We start from the raw sequence: 20,623 nt of genomic DNA, 5'->3' as shown, positions 1-20,623 counted from the left end.
AGGCTTGGAAATAACCGGTTCGCTCTAACTTCTCTACAATACGGGCATACACGGTTGGTCATTCATCAGCCGGACAGCTTTCTTTCAATTTCGTGTAGTATTCAACAGCGCCGGCGAGCAGCAGCAACTCGCTTAACTGCCTGACTTTTGCTACGTCACCCGACCGCTCATAAGCATCAAACAACATCCGTTTCCATTTGGAGCCGTAGCCGCGCATGCTGCCGGATTCCAACCGTATCGCTTCTTCTGCCAGTTGGACGGCTCTCTCGTACTGGGAGCCATCCATTGCCTTCTGGAATGCTATCGTTCGGAAGTGCTCCAGATGCAGATGACGGTCTATGAAATGCTCCGCTTGTTCTTCACCGTCCTGATTAACGATCATGGCATAGCGCAGTTGAGCTATTCTCGCGGTATAGTAGCTCCGGTCAGACAATCGATTCTCTGCCGCGCTCAAGCGATTCTCCCATTCCTGACGCCGTTCGGGCGAAATGGCAAGCTTGGAGGCGATCTCGAGCATGTGGAGACTCCAATCCGCCCATTCTGCCATATAGGGCTGAGAGCTTTCCTCTATAAGCTGTCGAAAAATCTGCTCCTGCTGACCGGGTGGAATGTGTTCTCGTTGAGCCGCGACTTCCAGCATCCCCTGCAACCCATCCTCTACGAGCCCGCCAACCGTTCCGTCCGAATCGTCGACGGACTGCAGGAGGAGGATCATTTCCTTGGCCACGCACAAGTACAAACCGAAGGCCCGCATCCACTCCTCGTCCTCAGCAGCCTGCTCACAAGCTCTAAGGACGAATTCCGCGCCTTCCACCGCTTCATGTACATGATTGTAATCGACGAACCCGTGGCGGTCGCTTGCCTGTTTGATATAGGATCGGATCAGCTTGCGGCTCTCTACGAGCTCCTCTTTGTCGCCTGATTGGGAGACGAACAGTCGGATTCGCTGCCGGACCGATTCGGAGTGTTTGGTCAACTCTAGCAGAAGGGAGACCAAGCGCTCCTTTGGTATGTCGGCCAATTGCTTCTCCAGACTCTCAGGTAGGGAGGCAGGCTGCGAAGGCTCCTCCAACGATTCAAGGTCGAAATAAGTTTCTTTAATCACGATAGCTGCCGCTGCAATATGCTTGCAGATCGCCCCTTCCTTCTACTTCGGCTGTGAATTGTCCATCTGTCAATTGCTCCACATTGCAGACTCGTAGAGATGGGGCTGCACGGCTCCATCACCAAGCTTGCCGCAGCGCGAACAGATCGCGCAGCTCGTCGTTCGACAGCTCGGTGATCCAGTTCTCCGAGGTGGAGATGACGTTCTCGCTCAGGCTCATCTTGCTCTCGAGCATCTCGTCGATTTTCTCCTCGAGCGTGCCGAGCGAGATGAACTTGTGCACCTGCACGTTGCGTTTCTGGCCCATGCGAAAGGCGCGGTCGGTCGCCTGGTTCTCGACGGCGGGGTTCCACCAACGGTCGAAGTGGAACACATGATTCGCCGCCGTCAGGTTGAGGCCGACGCCGCCGGCTTTGAGCGACAGGACGAAGATGCCGGGACCGCTCCCGTCCGACGCTTGGAAGGTGTCGATCATCTTGTCGCGGTCGACCTTGGACGTGCTGCCGTTCAGCCACAGCACGGGCTCGTCGCGCTGCGCTCGCAGTACATCGGCGATCATCTGCCCCATGCCGATGTACTGCGTGAAGATGAGGCAGCGGTCGCCTTCGTCCCGCAGCTCGTCGACCATCGCGACGAGCCGCTCGAGCTTGGCGGAGCGCACGACGAACGTTTCGCGCAAGCCCTCGTCTTGCAGGTCGTTGCTGCCGGCGGCACCGGTCTCTTTGGTGTGCAGCACGGGATGATCGCAGATTTGCTTGAGCTGGGTGAGGGCGACGAGAATCGCGCCTTTGCGCTCGATGCCTTCGAGCTGGGTCATACGCTCCATCAGCGTCTTGACCGACTGCTCGTACATGGCGCCTTGCTCGGCGGTAAGGTTGATGTAAACCTTCATTTCCAGCTTGTCCGGCAGATCGAGCTGGATCGCGGGATCCTTCTTCTTGCGGCGCAGCAGGAACGGCTTGACCAGCTTCTGCAGCTGAGCCGTGCGCTCCTCGTCGCGATCCTTCTCGATCGGATTCGCGAATCGCTGCTGGAACCCGCGCTGAGTTCCAAGGTAGCCGGGGTTTAGAAAATCGTAGATCGACCACAGCTCGGACAGCCGGTTCTCGATCGGCGTCCCGGTCAGCGCGATGCGATGCCGTGCCTGGAGAGAACGGACGGCGGCGGACTGCTTCGTCTGCGCATTCTTGATGTTCTGCGCCTCGTCGAGACAGAGCGAGCTCCAATTCGTCGCTTGCAGCAGCTCCTGATCGAGCTGTGCCGTCGTGTAGCTGGTGAGGACGATATCGATGGATCCGTCCGACCATGTTGTGGCATCCGATGAGTCCCCGCTGGTCGATCGGCCTTTACCATAATGCAGATGCACCTTCAAGCCAGGTGCGAACCGAGCGAGCTCCCGCTGCCAATTGCCGAGCACCGAGGTAGGGCAGACGAGCAGGGCGGGGGTGTCCGACTCCGGCTGGTGCTGCAGCAAATAGGCGATGAACTGGACCGTTTTGCCAAGCCCCATATCGTCGGCGAGGCAAGCGCCAAGCCCGAACCTGCGGAGCAGGCTGAGCCAGGCGAAGCCTTCGCGCTGATAGCCGCGCAGCTCGGCTTGCAAGCCGCTCGGCACGGTCACCTCGGCGAGCAGCTCCGCGGGCTGGCTTAGCTGACGAAGCAGCCCGAGCAGATGCGTGTTCAGCTCGACATCGAGTCGGACGCGCTCTTCTTCCTCATCGTCCTCCGCTGCTTCGCCAGCTCGCCGCTTGCCGCCCGCCCAGCGTGACTCGCGATCCGCTTCGTTCAGAAGATGCAGCTGCAGCACGTCCTGCAAGGACAAGCCTTCCTCCGGCTTCAGGCCGGCCATGAACTGACGGATGCGGTCCAGCAGGACAGGATCGAGATACACCCATTCGCCTCGGAACTTGATGAGTCGCTCGTGGCTTTCCAGCAGTTGGGCAAACTCGGCGGCATCCAAGTCGGACTCCCCGATCGCGATGCGCCAATCGAACTCGACGATCGAGTTCAACCCGAACAGCGAGCGGCGCTTGCCGCCATCGGCGCCTCCGCTTGCCTCGCCTCCGGCGTCAGCCTTCACCCGAGCTCGCAAGCGAGGCTTGCGCCGGGAAGCGGCTTCCCACCAGGCGGGCAGCATGACGTTCCAGCCGTCGCTCAGCAACTGCCGGCTGTCCGTCGTCAGGAACCGCCAGGCGGCTTCATCGCTCAGCGGCTCGGCGAGCAGCTGCTGAGCGACGGCGGTGCCGCCACCGCCAAGCGCAGCCGTGCCGTCTTCACCGCCGCCAGGTGCAGCCCCGCCGTCTTCACCGCCAACACCCGCCACAGCGCTGAGATCACCGCCCGCCACACCCGGCAACGCCGCCGCCAGCCCCGCCGCCCAGCCGGCCGCCCGCTCGCGGATGTAGAGGCTCCACTCGTCGGGCCATACCCCACTTGCGTGCCCATCTGTGAACAAGCGAAGCGGCACGAGCGTCTGCGCGTCCCGCTTGTCCTGCAGCACGAGGCGCAGCCGCCAATCGGCCCGCTCCTCCGCCTCGTCCGGCTCAAGCAGCTGCAGCGCCGGGCGGAACGGGGCCGTGTCCGGCTTCCAGCCGATGGCGGCAAGCCATTCCTCTGCGCTGCCCCGGCTCGCGGCCGCCGACGGCGAACGCTCGAACAGCGCGGGATAGTTACGCCGCAGCTCAGCAGCCGACGCTTCGTCCGCGTAGTGCTCTGCGGAAACAACAGCGGAGAACGCCGCCCCCAGCCCTTGCAGCCCGTCCCGCCCCAGCAGGGCGTCCAGCCCTAGCAGCGCGTCCCGCCCTAGCAGCCCGTCCCGCCCTAGCAGTCCGTCCCGCGCGTCCCGCCCTTGTAGTCCGTCTCGCCCTTGCAGCCCATCCCGCCCCAGCAGCGCGTCCCGCCCTAGCAGTCCGTCCCGCCCTAGCAGCCCGTCCCGATCCGCCAACCGTTCCGAGTCAGCCTCCCACGTCCACTGCAGCTTGCCCTGCCGGAACGCGTCGTGGTTCGGCGCATACCGGCCTTCCCGCGCTTCCCGGCACAGCGCCGGCGCGGCGGCGAGCAAAACCCGAGCCGCGTCGTTCCCCGCCTCCCAGCGCACCGCCTTCACGAAGGGAGGTTCGGCGAAGAAAGGCAGCACCATCTCGGCCGGCAGCACAATGACCGTCAAGTCCCCGGCTTGCTGCAGCTCCAGCTCCGTTCCGTAGCAGGAGGGCTCATGCCACGCGAACAGCAGCCTGCGGAGCAGCACTCCCTGCACATCGACTTCGCCTTCGCGGGTCGCCCACAAGAGCGCATCGCCGCTTTCCGTCAGCATCACATGCAATTCCAAAGTCATCCATTTCGCGCTCATTCCGCCAGCTTTCCTTTCGCCATTTCCTCCTGCAGCGCCCTGAGACGGCTGTACCGCTCCGTGAACCGCGCCAAAAACCGCGCCCAGCGCTCCTCCTGCTTAAGCCGCTTGTACACCTTTTTCAACCGTTTCAGCAGCTTGACCGCAGCTTTGTAGGAATCCCGATTTTTGAGCGAGACATGCCGGTCAATCGCTTGATGGTAGTAGGGGAGCAGCGCTTCCGGCGCTTCCTTCTCGATCGGGGCGAAGACCGTGGCGCGATGGTAGAACGGATCCGTATCCTGCACCAGCTGCAGCTCAATCCACGCTTTCCACTTGCCTTGCTCGTACAGCAGATCCTCCAGAATTCTTCTTGAGTAAGGAAGCAGCTCCTCCAAGGCGTCCCACAGCCGCTGTTCGGCTTCCGGCCGATGCGCGATCAACGTTTTCCAGCAGCTCAAATAGGCGTCCATCTCCACTTGCAGCCCGCGCTGAAAAGCCGAAGTCGACTTCATCAGCCAGTCCAGCAGCGGCTCCCAAGCTTCCTCCGCGGCCAACCTCTCCAGGAAAGGAAGGTACAGCCTGGCGACCGAGCGGATACCCGTTCCGAGCGACGACAGCGCTTGCCAGGCTTCCTCATAGTTGCCCGCATGGAACAAGACATACCCTCTGGCCAGCGCAAGGGACGGGGATGCAGGAGTCTCCGCGTGCGACAGCTGTTTGTCCGCTGCCTCCGCCTCAAGCCTCACTATACGGTCCCGCTCCGGATGCGGCTCCAGCCATAGCTTCCATAACATCGTGTAAAGACGATAAAAAAAGAAGCTCTGTCCGGGTTCCACCGCCATCTGGCTGCGCATGTAGCCGAATGTTTGCAGCATCCGCGTCTCCGTATCGGGAAGATGGAACTGCGCGGAACGTACCGAGATCCAGTTCAACAGCTCCTCGAACACGGCGTTCAAAGCCATAGGCGTGTAGTAGCTCGAGCCGTTCTGAGTGCTCCGGACCGCTTGCGCGAAAATAAACAGCTCCTCATGCAAGCTGAAAAAATGAGAGTCGTTGACCGTAAACGGAATCCGATTATGCGGAATGCCGCGAATGTCGGCGCGCAGCGCGTCCGTGAACACGAGCAGATCGTAGCCTAGCTTAATGTGAGCTTCCCGTTTCGTGAGAAAAGCATGCCACCCGAACACATCCGTACCGGGGAGCGCGTTTAGCTCTTCCTGGGAAACCGCAGGCATCTGCTGCTTCTGTTTCCGGACTTCGTCCAGCTTGATCGCGCTGTTGGCGTTCAGAATTTGCGCCGCCGGATACCCGATCCGATCCGCCAGCTCCATCATGACCGCCGCGAGATGTTTGCAGTGCACATGTACGGGACAAGAGCAAGTGCTGGCGTGCAGCCTGTCTAGCCGTAGCGTCACATGGTACGTTTCCGAGCCTGCGACTTTGGCTTGAATGATACGATCTTCTTTTTGCACGAGGCTGGTGACGACCTGCTGCTTGTAATATTGAAACCCTCGGCTGAGCGTCACATCGTTGTATAGACGGGGGATCTGCGACAGCAGCTGTCCCCATTGCTCATCGTTCAGGACGGGATTCGAATTCATACGGCGTTGCATCTCCTTGAAAAAAGCTTGTAGCGGTAGTAGTCTTTTCATTATAGAGCGCTTTGCAATCTGCTACAATGTTGGAGAGAATATCCTAGAAGGAGCCGACTTATGAACCCAATTGAACAGTACAAACATATCGACAATCCCTTGTACAGCTCCACGACAAAATAATCCGAGCCTCCGGGCAAGAGAAGGTAGGATTCGAGCTTGCTGCACGTGGGCTGGACATTTTGAATCATCGGGGACAAATCGTCATTGAAAACGACTCGGATGTCGATACGCTTGCTGATTTTACAGTTTACGAGAAGATGATCGGAGATAAGAGCTTGGTAGATAGGTTCTCGGAAACTTTTGAGACCGACAATCCCGTTGAAAAGGAGCTGCTTGCGGGTATGCTGCAGGCGCAAAGCTCGTTATTCGAAGTCCAGGAAATCAACGCGGAAAATAGCACCCTCCGGCTATTCGATCTATTGGCCGATACCGAACCTTTCGAGATTGTGGATTTGGGTTTAAGCCAATCCCTTAAAGCACCAAACCGACCCTTGGTATTCACACGGATTATCCGTCTTGAACCATTTAATATGACTACTGGTTTAGGCTTTATTTTTTCTCCGAACCATAAGGACTACTTGTTAAGCCGCTCACGGAAAATGATCAAAAAGCTGCAAATCGAGGATCCCGCCATCAAAAGACTTCGCGTGTTTTTTCATTTGAATCGTAAGGAAGGGCTTCCATCCAGTTTTGATCATGTTCGCTAATTCCGTTAGTTTGGTCTGATCCCAAATTGTGTTATACTAGTTAGTATCAAATTAGACTTGTACTACTCGGAGGGGCCTGTCGATTTCAGGCTCCTCTCTGCGTTATACAAAAGGAGAACCTATGACATTCGAACAATTGAAGCTGATTCCGCCGATTCTGAAGGCGCTCAGACAAGAAAACTACGAGGAGCCGACGCCGATCCAGGAGCAGTCGATTCCAGCCGTGCTGGCCGGGCGGGATTTGCTTGGCTGCGCCCAGACGGGGACGGGCAAGACGGCCGCTTTTGCATTGCCTATCATTCAACTGCTGAGCGGCGATATGGCGGGCAGGCCGTCCCAACAGCAGCAGCGGCACCGCTGGATTCGGACCCTCATCCTCACGCCTACTCGGGAGCTGGCCATCCAGATCGCCGATAATATCACCGCGTACAGCCGGTTCACGTCGATCCGCTGTGCCGTCGTCGTGGGCGGCGTGTCGCAGAGATCGCAGGAGCGGGAGCTGGAGCAGGGCACGGACATCCTGATCGCGACGCCGGGCCGGCTGATGGATTTGATGAATCAGAGGCTGGTCGATCTGCAGCATATTCAGATTTTAGTGCTGGACGAAGCCGACCGTATGCTCGATATGGGCTTTATTAACGACGTGAAGAAAATTATCGCCAAAATGCCGGCTAAGCGTCAAACGCTGTTTTTCTCAGCTACGATGCCGCCTGAGATCGCGAGCCTGGTGCAATCCATTCTAGTGAATCCCGTGAAAGTGGAGATCACTCCGGTATCGTCCACGGTGGATCGGATCGAGCAGTCGGTGTACAAGGTCGATAAAGATAACAAGCTCGGACTGCTTAACCACTTGCTGCAAGACCGATCGATCACGTCGACGCTGGTGTTTACCCGGACCAAACATGGCGCCGATCGGGTCGCGAAGGCGTTGACCCGGGCGAACATCTCCGCTCAGGCGATCCACGGCGACAAGTCGCAGAACGCCCGGCAGGCGGCGCTGAACAATTTCAAGAACGGCGCCACCCGCGTACTCGTGGCTACCGATATTGCGGCGCGAGGCATCGACATCGAAGAATTGCCTTACGTCATTAATTATAACCTGCCGAACATTCCGGAAACGTACGTGCATCGGATCGGCCGGACGGGACGCGCGGGGATGAGCGGGACGGCCATCTCGTTCTGCGAAGCCGAGGAGTTGCCGTACTTGAAGGACATCGAGAAGCTGATCAAGAAGTCGATTCCCGAGGTGAAGGATCATCCGTTCCCTATGCTGCACGAGCAGGCGAGCCAGACAGGGAATGCGCAAGGGCAGGGGCAGCGGCAAGGACAGCGACAGCAGCAAGGGCAACAGCAAACGCAGGTACAACGACAGCAGCGGGGGCAGGGACGCGTGCAAGGGCAAGGGCGCGGGCTGGAGCAAGGACGCATGCAGGAGCCGGGGCGTGTGCAGGCACAAGGGCGAGGGCAAGGACGAGAGCAAGAGCAGGGGCGTGTGCAAGGGCAACGGCAAGGGCGAGAGCAGGGGCAGGAACAGCGGCAAGGGCGAGAGCAGGCACAAGGGCAAGGGCAGGAGCAAGGGCGTGTGCAACTGCAAGGGCGAGAGCAGGGGCAGGGCCGTGAGCAAGAGCAACGACAGCCTCAGCCATCCAGGCAATCGCATGCAGCCAAGCTGCAGCAGCCGAAGCCGCAAGTGCAAGCCGAGCGGCAGCCGAGGCCTCAGTCGCAGCCACAATCGCGGCCGCAGATCAAGCAGCCGGCAACCGCCGTCACCAGCACTTCCAGCGCCGCCGATGCGACGGCTTCGAAGTCCAATCGCAGGCGCCGCTGGTTCTCGCCGAAATAAGATGATGGCGTACCGCTATTTGCCCGCCAACCGAGTTTTTCTCCAGGATAAGATGATGGCATAACGTTATTTGCCCCATCAGGCTCGACTTTTCCCACAATTGACGGGAATAAGGTGATGCCGTATCGTTATTTTTCTGCAAATCGGCACTTTCGACTAGATAAGGTGATTTCATAGCGCTATTTTCACCGACAACTAAATCTGTCAGGCTAGGCTATTCCGAGGTCCCCCACAGATCGGACGGAATAGCCTTTTTTGTGTCTGTTCTACGGGAAATACGAAGATGTGAGACAAAGCTGGAAAACAGACAGTAGGCAAACAGAGGCGCAATCTATACAATCCACACTAGCAATTCTTTTCCAATTTGCCCAAAAGGAGCTGTATGAGCTGATGAATTTTTACCCAAGCGCTGCGCTAAGCGACGCCATGAACAAGATGTTTACGATGGATGCGGGGATTAAGCCGCTCAAGGAAGGCTATAAGATGATCGGGATCGCCTATACGGTCAAATGCTACCCGGGCTCGATCATTACATGCCATAAAGCATTAGGCGAGGTGCCGAGCGGTTCGGTGCTCGTGATTGACGGCGGCGGCAGCCCGGAAGGAGCGCTGTTCGGCGAGCTGACTAGCATGGAGGCGATGGAGCGCGGGGTGAAAGGAATCGTGGTCGACGGCGCGGTCCGCGATGTGGCGTTGATCCGCAGCTTCGATTTCCCGGCATTCACGCGGCATGTTACCCCGAGAGTCGGGACGAACAAAACAATCGGCACCACTGGCGAGGCTGTCGTTTGCGGCGGCGTGGTTGTTCATACAGGCGACTTGATCATTGGCGACGATGACGGGGTTGTCGTGGTGCCGAAGGAGCAAATCGAGGAGATGCTGCAAGCTGCGGCGCATATTGAGGAGCTGGAGGCGGACATTGCACGCAAAGTGAAGGATGGCGCCCATATCGCCGATCTGATCGGGTTCGGCCCGATGATCGCTGCGGCTTCCGCGGCTCAGAAGAAGTAAGCTAACACATTCGGCCGGCTTCGGCGAGGAGGAATTGGATATGATTCATGTTGGACCGGACTTCAAACGGGTGGATCCCGATCTTATAGCAGGGTACCGGAAGACGAATCCGGCGACGGTCGGCCACGTCCGCGAGGACGGCTTCGCCGATACGGCGATTCGGCCGGTGTACCGCAAGCTGAAGCTTGTCGGCTCCGCCTTCACCGTACAGATCGCCGGCCGGGATTTGGCCGCGATCAGCAAGGCGTACGAGCTCGCCCAGCCGGGCGATGTGCTCGTCGTGAACGGCGGCGACGGCCCGGCATACGCTTGCGCGGGTGAGATCAGCACGTTCACGTCGATGCGGATGGGCCTGGCGGGGCTGATCGTCGACGGCGCGGTGACGGATGTCATCGAGATGGAGGCGATCGGGTTCCCTTGCTTTGCGCGCCACATCTCGGCCAAGATCGGCCGCAAGGAAGGGAACAGCGGCGCCGTGCGCGTCCCGGTCGAGATCGGCGGCGTCATCGTGTATCCGGGCGATCTTGTTGTGGCGGACGACAACGGTATCGTCTTCCTGAATCCCGAGGAGGCGCACGAGCTGCTGCCCACGCTCCTGGAGAAGGAAGCGGCCGAGGTGATACTGCGCAGCGACTACTGGAATTCCGCCGTTCAGGCGGGGAGCTGAGCGGGATGAGCAAATCGGCTATCGTGCAATGGTTGGATGAGCAGGCGCCTCTTTTCTACGGTGTAGCCCGTCAAATCTGGGAGCGGCCCGAGCTCGCCTATACGGAGAGCTTTGCTGCTTCCCTACAGATGAAGGTGCTGCAGGAGGCGGGCTTCGCTGTGCGGCCGCAGGTTGGCGGCGTGGCGACTGCTTTCGTCGCGGAGTACTCGGTCGGCGATGGAGGTAGCGGCGGTAGTGGCGGCGGACCGAAAATCGGCGTGTTAGGCGAGTTCGACGCGCTGCCCGGCCTTTCGCAGCAGGCGGGCAACGCCGAACGTTGCGCCGTTGTGCCGGGCGGACCGGGCCACGGCTGCGGGCACAACCTGCTCGGCACCGCCGGGGTGGCGGCGGTGATGGCGCTCAAGGAGCGGATGGCCGCCGAAGGGCTGCCGGGCACGATCCGCTACTACGGCTGTCCCGCCGAGGAAGTGCTGGCCGGCAAAACGTTTATGGCGCGCGAAGGCGTGTTCCACGACTTGGACTGCGCCGTGTCCTGGCATCCCGGCTACATGAACTCGACGATCAACGATCGCAACGCGGCGCTGACTTCGGTCGAGTTCCACTTTCGCGGCAAAACGGCGCATGCCGGCGGTTCGCCTCATCTAGGGCGCAGCGCGCTCGACGCAGTGGAGCTGATGAACGTCGGCGCCAACTACATGCGGGAGCATGTGGTGGACGGCTCGCGCATCCAGTACGTGATCACGAACGGTGGCATGGCGCCGAACATCGTGCCGGATGAAGCGAGCGTCTGGTATTTCTTGCGCGGCTTTGACCGCGATCATGTGGACGGCTTGTATGCGTGGCTGCTCAAGATCGCACAAGGCGCGGCACTGATGACCGAGACGCAGGTCTCGTGGCAGCTGCGGGCCGGGTGCTACGACACGCTGCCGAACGCGGCGATGGGCGATCTCATGCTCGCGCAAGCGGAGGTGGCGGGGCCGCTACTGTACAGCGAGGAGGATTATCACCTCGCGCAGGAGCTGGTCGCTACGCTCGACGCCGGCAGCCGGAATGGCGCGCGGCGGCGGCTTGCCGACCTCGGGGCGAACCCGGACGACGTGCTGGCGGAAGGGTTTTTCCGCGGCCCGTTCGGCAACCGCAACGGCGGCTCCACCGACCTCGCCGACATTTCCTGGATCGTGCCGGTCGGCCAAGTCGGCATCGCCTGCGCCCCGGTCGGCGTGGCGAACCATACCTGGCAGGCCACGGCCTCCTACGGCTCACCGCTCGGCATGAAGGGCATGCTGCACGCCGCCAAAATCATGGCGCTCTCCGGCTACGACCTGCTGCACAACCAAGACGGCATTATAGAAAATGCGAAGGACGAATTCACCCGGCTGCGCAACGGGAAGACATACGTGTGCGCGCTGCCTGCCGATGTGCAGCCTCCCGCCTCCGTGCCAGTCACCGTACCAGCCGGCTAAATTACTTGCGCAAGACCGAAGACCCGTCATCTGTGGCGGGTCTTCTTAGTCCGGAATCCGTACTAACTCCACCCAACCGCCGCTTCTCCGAGCTTCTCCGCTCAAATAAGTCCGGAATCTTAGCGGAAAAGGTACGGGAATAGCGGAAAAAGGTTTGTTAGCGCACGATCGCCAGCCCGCGAAAGGGTCGTTCGCCGCGAACGATCACTCTGCGGGCCAAAGCGGCACCAGCGACGCTTCGTACGCATCATCTCCGCGGCCACCATCACGTAGCGGTCCATGAACACGGTCAGCTCCTCTACAGCTTCCCCTCCCCGACCCCCTACTGTACAACTCCCGCCAGAACAGATAGCATAGAGCTATAAAGAAAGGAGGCGCAGGCGTATGAAATTTCGCAGCGTTGTAACGTTGGAAGGCAAGACCGCAACCGGCATTCAGGTGCCGGACGAGGTCGTGGCGGCGCTCGACTCGGGCAAACGGCCGGCCGTGACGGTCACGATCGGGAGCTACAGCTACCGGACGACCGTGGCGCCCATGGGCGGGCAGTACTGGGTGCCGCTGAGCGCGGCGAACCGGACGGCGGCGGGCGTGGCCGCGGGGGACGAGCTCGAGGTCGGCATCGAGCTCGACAACGAGCCGCGCGAGATCGTCGCGCCGGACGACTTCGCGACCGCCTTGTCGGCGGAGCCGGAGGCGCTGAAGTTCTTCGAGGGCCTGTCCTACAGCAACAAGCGGAGGCTCGTCTTGCAGCTCGACGATGCCAAAACAGCCGAGACGCGTTTGAAACGAATCGCGAAGTTCATCGAGCAGCTGAAGGCGGGCAAGGCCTAAACTTAGCGGAACACCGCACCCAAACAAAAACCAACTTCCCGCCGTGCGCAGCTTTACTTCATTCAGGCGGAAGTTGGTTTTGTTTCAATCTGGAAATTTCTGCACACGATGACCGCTCTGTTGTATACTAGTTTAAAAACATGGCTAGGCAAGCAATACATACTCCTAACCTGATCCTAGTGCACTGTATAACACAGAAGGGAAGCCCGGTGATGCACGATGAAGCGGTTCGATTTGATCTCCGATTTGCATATTGAATTTTGGCTGAAGCCGGCCGGCCGATTCGCCAGAGAACAGCAGCACGATGCCGAAGCCTTCGTCAGAAGCCTGCTCCCGGGCGATGTCTCGAACACGCTTGTGATCGCCGGAGACTTGGGCCACTACAATGAATTAAATTACGAGGTGCTGCAAGCGTTCAAGCGCTATTATACGAATATTCTCGTGGTGGCGGGCAACCACGACTACTACGTCCTCGACGCCGCAGCCATGCAGCGCGCTCCGCAAACCGCCTCCATCGACCGATGGACGCAGATGAAGACGCTGGCGACCGCTCTGTCTGGCGTCCACATCCTCGAAGGCCGCACAATCAGCCTCGACGGGATCCGTTTTGGCGGCACCGGCATGTGGTATGACTTCGAATACAGCCTACAAGTGCTAGGTCTGAGCTGGGCGTCGGTGCTGGAAGCGTGGTCGACCCGCATGAATGACCGCACATACCTGACTGGACTGCCCTTGCGCACGCTTGAGATGTTCCGCGAGGAGAAAGCCAGGCTGCAGCGCGTCATTGCGAGCTCGGATGTGCTCGTCACGCATGTAAGCCCGGACTGGTCCTCCGTTTCCGCGATGTTCGCCCGCGATCCGCTGAGCGGCTGCTTTTATTTCGACGGCTCCGATTTTTTCGCTGCTACCCATGGGAAGCTCTGGTGCTCCGGTCATGTACACCAACGCCATTCCTACGTGAGGCACGGCTGCCGGTTCATCAACAACTCACTCGGGTACCCCGCTGAGAACAGCCGCACACCTGGCAAAATCGTTACCCTAATCTGCTAGCCATCCCCGTTACCTTTTTCTTGTGGACAGGCGCTATTCGCCCAAGGACATCACTTGACATGGACAGGGAGGAGTGATATAAATTTGGTAGATTAGCAGTCGGCTGGAGAGAGTGCTAACGCGCACACGGCCGCGCTTATCCCCATTCGGAAAGGAGTTTGCATTCGTGGCTAAGAAACAGTTCAAAGCGGAATCCAAGCGTCTATTGGAAATGATGATCAACTCCATCTACACCCAGCGGGAAATTTTTCTGCGGGAGCTCATCTCCAACGCCAGCGACGCCATCGACAAAATTTATTATCGGGCTCTGACCGACAAGAACCTGACTTTCGATAAGGACAGCTACTTCGTCAAGATTACGGCTGACAAAGGTTCGCGCATATTGACCTTGTCGGATACCGGCATCGGAATGACGAAGGAGGAGCTGGAGAACAACCTGGGGGTTATCGCCAAAAGCGGCTCGCTCGCCTTCAAGAAGGAGAACGAAGCGCAAGAAGGGCACAACATTATCGGCCAATTCGGCGTCGGGTTCTACTCGGCGTTTATGGTGGCGGATCAGATTACGGTGGTCAGCCGAGCGTTGGGCAGCGACGAAGCCTACAAGTGGGAGTCTACGGGAGCCGAAGGGTATACGATCGATACCGCCGAGAAAGCCGAAGTAGGCACGGACATCTATTTGACCATCAAGCCGAACACAGAAGACGACAACTACGACGAATTCCTCGACGAGTACCGGTTGAAGGCGATTGTGAAGAAATATTCGGACTTTATCCGCTATCCCATCAAGATGATGGTCTCGACCAGCCGGCCGAAGGAAGGGACCGAGAACGAATTCGAGAGCGTGCAGGAAGAGCAGACCGTCAACAGCATGGTGCCGATCTGGCGCAAGAACAAGAGTGAGCTGACGCCCGAATCGTACGAGCAGTTCTACGCGGAGAAGCACTATGGCTTCGACAAGCCGCTCAAGCATCTTCATGTGAGCGCCGACGGAGCGGTCGTGTACCAGGCGATCCTGTTTATTCCGGAGAAAACGCCTTTCGATTACTACACCCAGGAGTATGAGAAAGGGCTCGAGCTGTACTCCAACGGCGTGCTGATCATGAACAAATGCGCCAGCCTGCTGCCCGACTATTTCAGCTTCGTCAAAGGGATGGTCGACTCCGAGAACCTGTCGCTCAACATCTCGCGCGAGATGCTGCAGCATGACCGCCAACTGAACCTGATCGCGAAGAACATCAAGAACAAGATCAAAGGCGCGCTGCTCAGCATGCTGAAGGACGAGCGGGAGAACTACGAGACGTTCTACAAGGCTTTCGGGCGCCAGCTGAAGTTCGGTGTGTATAGCGAGTACGGCAGCCACAAGGACGACCTGCAAGACCTGCTCATGTTCAACTCCTCCAAGGAGAAAGCGCTGGTCACGCTGGACGAGTATGTATCGAGAATGCCGGAGGAGCAAAAGTACATCTACTACGCGACCGGCGGTTCGATCGAGCGGATCGACAAGCTGCCGCAAACCGAGCTCGTAACCGACAAAGGCTATGAGCTGCTGTACTTCACCGATGAGATCGACGAGTTTGCCATTCGGATGCTGATGTCTTACAAGGACAAAGAGTTCAAGAACGTGTCGAGCGGCGACTTGGGCATCGAGGCGGACGAGAAGGAAAAAGAGGCGGAGAATGCCGATGCTTCCAGCAACAACGACCTGTTCGAGTTCATGAAGTCGCAACTGGAAGGCAAAGTCAAAAGCGTCAAAGCTTCGAAGCGGCTGAAGTCGCATCCGGTGTGCCTCACCGCCGAGGGCGAGCTGTCCATTGAGATGGAGAAAATTCTCCGCGCGATGCCGAACGCAGGCAACGTTCAGGCGGACAAGGTGCTCGAGATCAACGTGAACCACGCCGTGTTCCAGTCGCTGAAGGACGCTTTCGCGAGCGATCACGAGAAGGTGAAGCTGTACACGAGCTTGCTGTACCACCAGGCTTTGCTGATCGAGGGTTTGCCGATCCAGGATCCGGTTGAATTCACGAACGATATTTGCAAAGTAATGGTTTAGTTTGGCTGCGCGCTACTTCAGGGCTTCCCATTGGGAGGCCCTTTGGCCGTCGGTGAGAAATAAGGTGACTTCACAGCGCTATTTGGCTCCGAACACGATGTTGGACGAAAATAAAGTGATGGCACATCGTTATCTAGTTTGAAACGGCTGCTTTTGTCTTCGTGGGAGCGAAATAAGATGATGGCGTAGCGTTATTTTGGCGTGGAATGTTGGTTTCGGGGAAATAAGGTGATTTCATAACGTTAATTCTCTCGAGGCGCCGGGTGCCGGTGAGAATGGCGAAATTGGTTCGGTGCCGGGCAATGCTGTAGTTAGTGTCGAGGTCGGTTGACGGTTCTATCAAGCTCTTTAGCAATAAAAAGACTGGAGTAGCCGACACAATATGGAATTCATTTTCATTGTCACATCGGCCGAGGTGTGCTATGCTGGCGGAGACACAATTGAAGAAGAAAATCCGGAGTCCGCTCCGGGAGAGGTTCGGAAACTCCCTCTATAAAAAACTAACGACAAGCACGGTCCAGCCATTCGGCTGAACAGATGCCCTTTTTTCGCATGTCCGCTAAGTTTTTAGGTAGAGCAGTTCCAGAATCTCGTTCTTCTTTTTGCGCATGCAGCCGCCGCGAGGTCAGGTTGACGCAGAAATAAGGAGGAGATTTTTTGATGTCCACGCACAACGCAGAATCCCCACAAGCAAAAGCCGGCCGCAGCTCGGACGAGCTGAAAGACATTACGCTGCTAGGCAATCAGGGGACGAAGTACCCGTTTCACTATGCGCCGGAGGTGCTCGAGGCGTTCGACAACAAACATCCGGGGCGCGACTATTTCGTCAAGTTCAACTGTCCGGAGTTTACCAGCCTTTGTCCGATGACCGGGCAGCCCGATTTCGCCACGATCTACATCTCTTACATTCCGGATGTCCGGATGGTGGAGAGCAAGTCGCTCAAGCTGTACTTGTTTAGCTTCCGCAATCACGGCGATTTCCATGAGGATTGCATGAACATTATCATGAACGACCTGATCGGGCTCATGGAGCCGCGTTATATCGAGGTGTGGGGCAAGTTCACGCCGCGCGGAGGCATCTCGATCGATCCCTATTGCAACTGGGGCCGTCCCGGCACGAAATACGAGCAGATGGCCGAGCACCGGCTGATGAATCACGACCTGTACCCGGAGAAAGTCGACAACCGGTAATCTTTTTTACTCGAGGAGGACGTTAGAATATGAAACAAACCATTATCGTACTTTACTTGCTGGGCATCGTCCTGGCCAATGTGATCACCGCGAACACCGCTCCCCTCATGTGGGGCAAATTTATCGTACCGGCCGGCTCGTTCCTGATCGGGGCAACCTTCATCCTGCGCGACTTGGTGCAAAACGTCATCGGACGCCGCAACACGTACATGGCCATCGGCGCCGCTATGCTGATCTCGGGGATCACTTCCTACTTGCTGGGAGACACGCTGTGGATTACGGCCGCTTCCGCGCTGACCTTCCTGTTGTCCGAGACGACGGATACCGAGATTTACACGAGACTCAAGCTGCCGATGTCCCTGAAGGTGCTATATAGCGGACTGGTAGGTGGCGCGCTCGACAGTGTCGTGTTCGTCATCATCGGCTTATCCCCGATCGGAGCGGGTTTCTTACCGTGGGAGATGGTAGGCTATGCGATCGCCGGTCAAATTATCGTGAAGACGCTGATGCAGCTGCTCGGCTCGGTCGTGATCCAGGTTGCGTCGAGAAACAAGAAAACGGTGCAGGCGTAGTATAAGGAGCTAGACCGAATTGGCTTCCCGCAAAACGGGGAGAAGTTGCTCAGAAGAAGATAAACGAAGGATGGCTATCCCTAACCGATTGATGGAGTTGGGGTAGCCATTATTTTTTGGAAACAGACACATATAGATAGCAAACTTTTTTTCTGGTAAGCAAACAAAAAGTTTGACAACCCTGGGGCAACCAGTGGTAGACTGCTCATAGGAATAGGCGCAATCATACAGGAGGAAGGCAGGGATTAGCAGCATGGAAACGATAAGCGAGGAGCTCCCGTTTCTGCAGGATCTGGTCAAAGGCTTGGCCATCCAGTTCGGCAGTAGCTGCGAGGTCGTGCTGCACGACCTGACTCGCCCATATGACAGCACGATCGTAGCGATCGAGAACGGGCATATTACCGGCCGCAAGGTGGGGGGTCCCGGGACGAACCTGGGGCTGGAGATTTTGCGCGGCAATGCGGACAACGGCAACCGGTACGGCTACATCACGCAGACGAAGGAAGGGCGGATGCTGCGCTCCAGCTCGATCTTCATGAAGGACCGCAGCGGTCGGACGATCGGTTCGCTCTGCATCAACTCCGACATCACCGACCTGCTCGTGGCTGAGCAGACTCTCCGCTCTATGACGATGGCGGGACCGGCGCCGGAGGTAAAAGAGACGTTCGTGAGCAATGTCAGCGATCTGCTGGACGCTCTGATCCAGGAAGCGCAAGGGCAAGTCGGCAAGCCGGTAGCCGTGATGCACAAGGAAGACAAGATGCGGATGGTCGAGCTGCTCGACCGCAAGGGGGCGCTGCTCGTGAAGAAGGGCGGCGAGCGCATTTGCCAATATTTGAACATTTCGAAGTATACGCTGTACAGCTACTTGGAAGAGATCAAGAGTGCGGGACAGCGGGATACACTCGACAAAGTTGACGGCCTTAAAGATTAAGGAGGCGAACAAACGATGTTCGATCTGCTGCTGAGGAACGGCAGAATTGTAGATGGGACGGGCAATCCTTGGCTGTTCGGCGACGTGGCGGTCAAGGACGGTCGAATCGCGGCGGTGGGCCGGGTGGAAGGAGAAGCGCAGCAGGTGCTCGACGTGAGCGGGCAAGTGATCGCGCCGGGATTCATCGACGGGCATTGCCACTCCGACCTGATGATCCTCGACCACCCGCTGAGCGAGATCAAGATGCAACAAGGCGTGACGACCGAGGTGGTCGGCAACTGCGGATTGGCGCCGGCACCGTACACGCGAATGACGCGCGAGCTGCTGCAGAGTTATGTGCAACCGGTCATCGGCCAGACAAAGTGGGAATGGCCGTGGGAGTCGGTGGAGCAGTACATGGACACCGTCGCCCGCTCAAGCCCGTCCGAGAACATCGCCACCTATGTGGCGCATGGGGCGCTGCGCATCTCTGTGATGGGCTTTGCCAACCGGCCGGCTACAACGGCTGAGGTCGCCCGTATGAAGGAGCTGCTGGAGGAAGGGCTGCGCGCCGGAGCGATCGGCCTCTCGATCGGCCTGCTGTATGCGCCGGGCAGCTACACGACGCGCGAGGAGCTGGCCGAGCTATGCTCGGTGCTGCCGAAGTACGGCGGCTTGCTGTCCACGCATATCCGCGGCGAGGGCAACAACCTGCTGCCGTCCGTCCGCGAAGTGATCTGGATCGCCGAGCGAGCCGGCGTGTCGCTCCACGTTAGCCATCTGAAGGCGGCGGGCAAGCGCAACTGGGGCCAAGTGCTCGACGCGATCGAGCTGATCGAGGACGGCCGTGCGCGGGGCATGGACATCACCTGCGACGTGTACCCGTACAACGCCGGCTCGACGACGCTCACCACCGTGCTCCCGCCGTGGGCGCTGGAGGGCGGCATCGACGGCGCGCTGGAGCTGTTCCGCGACACGGCCGCGCGCGAGCGAATCCGTGAGGAGCTCGGGCAGGAGCAGATGAGCTGGGACAATCTCGTCTGCTCGACCGGCTGGGAGAGCGTCATCATCTCAGCGGTGCAGACCGAAGCGAATCGCGGGTTGGAAGGCATGCACCTGGCCGAGATCAGCGAGCTTCGCGGGCAGCATCCGGTCGACTGCATGCTCGATCTGCTGCTCGAGGAGAACGGGCGCATCTCGATCGTCTTCTTCCATATGGCGGACGACGACGTGAAGCAGGTGATCGGCTACGAGAAGGCGCTCATCGCCTCCGACAGCCTCACCTGCGACACAGGCAAGCCGCATCCGCGCCTGTACGGCACGTTCCCGCGCGTGTTCGCGAAGTACGTGCGCGAGCTGAAGGTGCTGTCGCTCGAGCAGGCGGTACGCAAGGTGACGTCGTTCCCGGTGCAGCGGTTCAAGCTAGGCAAACGCGGCCTGCTCGTCCCGGGATACATCGCCGATATCACGGTGTTCGATCCGCACACGATTCAGGATCTCGCTACGTTCGAGGAGCCGCGGCAATACCCGGAGGGCATCTCGCATGTGCTCGTGAACGGCAAGCTGACGCTGACCGAGAAGCGGCACACGCAGGCGCGGGAAGGCATGCTGATCCGCGCGCAGCACAGCAGCTGCAGCTGTCACTCGCATTCGCATTCAAACTAATATACGGAGGTGCCCAACCACATGGCACAAATTGAAAAAAGACTAGAAGAGCTCGGCATCGTACTGCCGCCATCCCCACAACCCCGCTTCACGTACGTTCCTTGCAACCGTACCGGCAACCTGATCTACTTATCCGGCCAAGATTGCCGGGACGAGAACGGAAAGCTGATCTATGAAGGCAAGCTCGGCAGCGAAGTGACGATCGAGCAAGGGCAAGAGGCGGCGCGCCAGACGATGATCAACTGCATCTCGGTCATGAAGGGTTACCTGGGCGACCTCGACCGCGTCGTGCGTATCGTCAAGGTGCTCGGCTTCGTCAACAGCGCCCCCGGCTTCGCCGACCAGCCGTACGTGCTGAACGGCGGCTCGAACTTGCTCGTCGAAGTATTCGGCGAGAACGGCAAACATGCCCGCTCCGCGATCGGCACGAGCGAGCTGCCGTTCCATACGCCGGTCGAGATCGAGATCATCGTCGAGATCCGCGACTAAGCGAACACAAAAGGGGCTGTCACAGGGGTTATCCGCATTCGCTGAACCCGAGTGACAGCCCTTTTAAAGGTAGGGCGGCA

At 58.7% G+C, this 20,623-nt stretch carries 14 protein-coding genes, 2 pseudogenes and 1 riboswitch; of the genes and pseudogenes, 13 read left to right on the top strand and 3 right to left on the bottom strand.

Going from position 1 to position 20,623, the window contains the following annotated elements; genetic code table 11:
• Positions 1-58: 58 nt before the first annotated feature.
• From PKO02S_RS01985 to PKO02S_RS01975, 3 genes are all read right to left on the bottom strand, one after another.
• Positions 59-1,105, bottom strand: coding sequence for a hypothetical protein (locus PKO02S_RS01985; RefSeq protein WP_127579410.1), 1,047 nt, complete (start codon positions 1,103-1,105; stop codon positions 59-61).
• A 118-nt stretch (positions 1,106-1,223) separates the two neighbouring features.
• Positions 1,224-4,454 carry a DEAD/DEAH box helicase gene (locus tag PKO02S_RS01980; protein WP_246066790.1) on the bottom strand — a complete coding sequence of 1,077 codons (3,231 nt, stop codon included), beginning with the start codon at positions 4,452-4,454 and terminating at the stop codon, positions 1,224-1,226.
• Complete coding sequence (locus tag PKO02S_RS01975; RefSeq protein WP_127579409.1) at positions 4,451-6,037, bottom strand: SWIM zinc finger family protein; 1,587 nt, start codon at positions 6,035-6,037, stop codon at positions 4,451-4,453. Before PKO02S_RS01975 ends, PKO02S_RS01980 begins: the two co-directional genes overlap by 4 nt.
• Positions 6,038-6,180: 143 nt before the next feature.
• Between PKO02S_RS01975 and PKO02S_RS01970 the strand changes: the two are divergent.
• The 13 genes and pseudogenes from PKO02S_RS01970 to PKO02S_RS01910 form a co-directional block, all read left to right on the top strand.
• A pseudogene (locus tag PKO02S_RS01970) lies at positions 6,181-6,798 on the top strand (DUF7986 domain-containing protein); the annotation flags it as partial.
• 121 nt (positions 6,799-6,919) lie between these two features.
• Positions 6,920-8,072, top strand: a pseudogene (locus tag PKO02S_RS01965) (DEAD/DEAH box helicase); the annotation flags it as partial.
• Positions 8,073-9,031: 959 nt separating this feature from the next.
• Entirely contained in the window at positions 9,032-9,652 is a 621-nt protein-coding gene (locus tag PKO02S_RS01960; protein ID WP_127579406.1) for an RraA family protein, read from the top strand.
• A gap of 40 nt (positions 9,653-9,692) precedes the next feature.
• Positions 9,693-10,319, top strand: coding sequence for an RraA family protein (locus PKO02S_RS01955; RefSeq protein WP_127579405.1), 627 nt, complete (start codon positions 9,693-9,695; stop codon positions 10,317-10,319).
• A gap of 5 nt (positions 10,320-10,324) precedes the next feature.
• Positions 10,325-11,782 (top strand): amidohydrolase, encoded by a 1,458-nt coding sequence (locus PKO02S_RS01950; protein ID WP_127579404.1) that lies wholly within the window; start codon positions 10,325-10,327, stop codon positions 11,780-11,782.
• 384 nt (positions 11,783-12,166) lie between these two features.
• The gene (locus tag PKO02S_RS01945) at positions 12,167-12,613 is read left to right on the top strand and encodes a YdeI/OmpD-associated family protein (protein ID WP_127579403.1); all 447 of its coding nucleotides are present in this window, start codon (positions 12,167-12,169) and stop codon (positions 12,611-12,613) included.
• A 219-nt stretch (positions 12,614-12,832) separates the two neighbouring features.
• A complete protein-coding gene (locus tag PKO02S_RS01940) occupies positions 12,833-13,663 on the top strand; it encodes a metallophosphoesterase family protein (protein WP_127579402.1) in 831 nt (276 codons plus the stop codon).
• Between the two features lie 166 nt (positions 13,664-13,829).
• Positions 13,830-15,713 (top strand): molecular chaperone HtpG, encoded by a 1,884-nt coding sequence (gene htpG / locus PKO02S_RS01935; RefSeq protein ID WP_127579401.1) that lies wholly within the window; start codon positions 13,830-13,832, stop codon positions 15,711-15,713.
• A 466-nt stretch (positions 15,714-16,179) separates the two neighbouring features.
• Positions 16,180-16,223, top strand: a riboswitch (PreQ1 riboswitch).
• Positions 16,224-16,373: 150 nt separating this feature from the next.
• Positions 16,374-16,904, top strand: a complete 531-nt coding sequence (gene queF, locus PKO02S_RS01930) for a preQ(1) synthase (RefSeq protein WP_127579400.1) — start codon at positions 16,374-16,376, stop codon at positions 16,902-16,904.
• Between the two features lie 29 nt (positions 16,905-16,933).
• Complete coding sequence (locus PKO02S_RS01925) at positions 16,934-17,476, top strand: VUT family protein (RefSeq protein WP_127579399.1); 543 nt, start codon at positions 16,934-16,936, stop codon at positions 17,474-17,476.
• A 253-nt stretch (positions 17,477-17,729) separates the two neighbouring features.
• Complete coding sequence (locus tag PKO02S_RS01920; RefSeq protein WP_127579398.1) at positions 17,730-18,410, top strand: helix-turn-helix transcriptional regulator; 681 nt, start codon at positions 17,730-17,732, stop codon at positions 18,408-18,410.
• A gap of 15 nt (positions 18,411-18,425) precedes the next feature.
• A complete protein-coding gene (locus tag PKO02S_RS01915; RefSeq protein ID WP_127579397.1) occupies positions 18,426-20,054 on the top strand; it encodes an N-acyl-D-amino-acid deacylase family protein in 1,629 nt (542 codons plus the stop codon).
• 21 nt (positions 20,055-20,075) lie between these two features.
• Positions 20,076-20,543 (top strand): RidA family protein, encoded by a 468-nt coding sequence (locus PKO02S_RS01910; RefSeq protein WP_127579396.1) that lies wholly within the window; start codon positions 20,076-20,078, stop codon positions 20,541-20,543.
• Positions 20,544-20,623: the final 80 nt, after the last annotated feature.

It is taken from the genome of Paenibacillus koleovorans NBRC 103111 (assembly GCF_004000845.1).
Classification (GTDB): domain Bacteria; phylum Bacillota; class Bacilli; order Paenibacillales; family NBRC-103111; genus Paenibacillus_AA; species Paenibacillus_AA koleovorans.
This window is presented reverse-complemented; position numbering and strand designations above follow the sequence as displayed.

Bases quoted from the DNA above. Each gene is read 5' to 3' on its own strand.
- PKO02S_RS01980 (WP_246066790.1), bottom strand. From the start codon at position 4,454: ATGAGCGCGAAATGGATGACTTTGGAATTGCATGTGATGCTGACGGAA.
- PKO02S_RS01975 (WP_127579409.1), bottom strand. From the start codon at position 6,037: ATGAATTCGAATCCCGTCCTGAACGATGAGCAATGGGGACAGCTGCTG.
- PKO02S_RS01960 (WP_127579406.1), top strand. From the start codon at position 9,032: ATGAATTTTTACCCAAGCGCTGCGCTAAGCGACGCCATGAACAAGATG.
- PKO02S_RS01955 (WP_127579405.1), top strand. From the start codon at position 9,693: ATGATTCATGTTGGACCGGACTTCAAACGGGTGGATCCCGATCTTATA.
- PKO02S_RS01950 (WP_127579404.1), top strand. From the start codon at position 10,325: ATGAGCAAATCGGCTATCGTGCAATGGTTGGATGAGCAGGCGCCTCTT.
- PKO02S_RS01945 (WP_127579403.1), top strand. From the start codon at position 12,167: ATGAAATTTCGCAGCGTTGTAACGTTGGAAGGCAAGACCGCAACCGGC.
- PKO02S_RS01940 (WP_127579402.1), top strand. From the start codon at position 12,833: ATGAAGCGGTTCGATTTGATCTCCGATTTGCATATTGAATTTTGGCTG.
- queF (WP_127579400.1), top strand. From the start codon at position 16,374: ATGTCCACGCACAACGCAGAATCCCCACAAGCAAAAGCCGGCCGCAGC.
- PKO02S_RS01925 (WP_127579399.1), top strand. From the start codon at position 16,934: ATGAAACAAACCATTATCGTACTTTACTTGCTGGGCATCGTCCTGGCC.
- PKO02S_RS01920 (WP_127579398.1), top strand. From the start codon at position 17,730: ATGGAAACGATAAGCGAGGAGCTCCCGTTTCTGCAGGATCTGGTCAAA.
- PKO02S_RS01915 (WP_127579397.1), top strand. From the start codon at position 18,426: ATGTTCGATCTGCTGCTGAGGAACGGCAGAATTGTAGATGGGACGGGC.
- PKO02S_RS01910 (WP_127579396.1), top strand. From the start codon at position 20,076: ATGGCACAAATTGAAAAAAGACTAGAAGAGCTCGGCATCGTACTGCCG.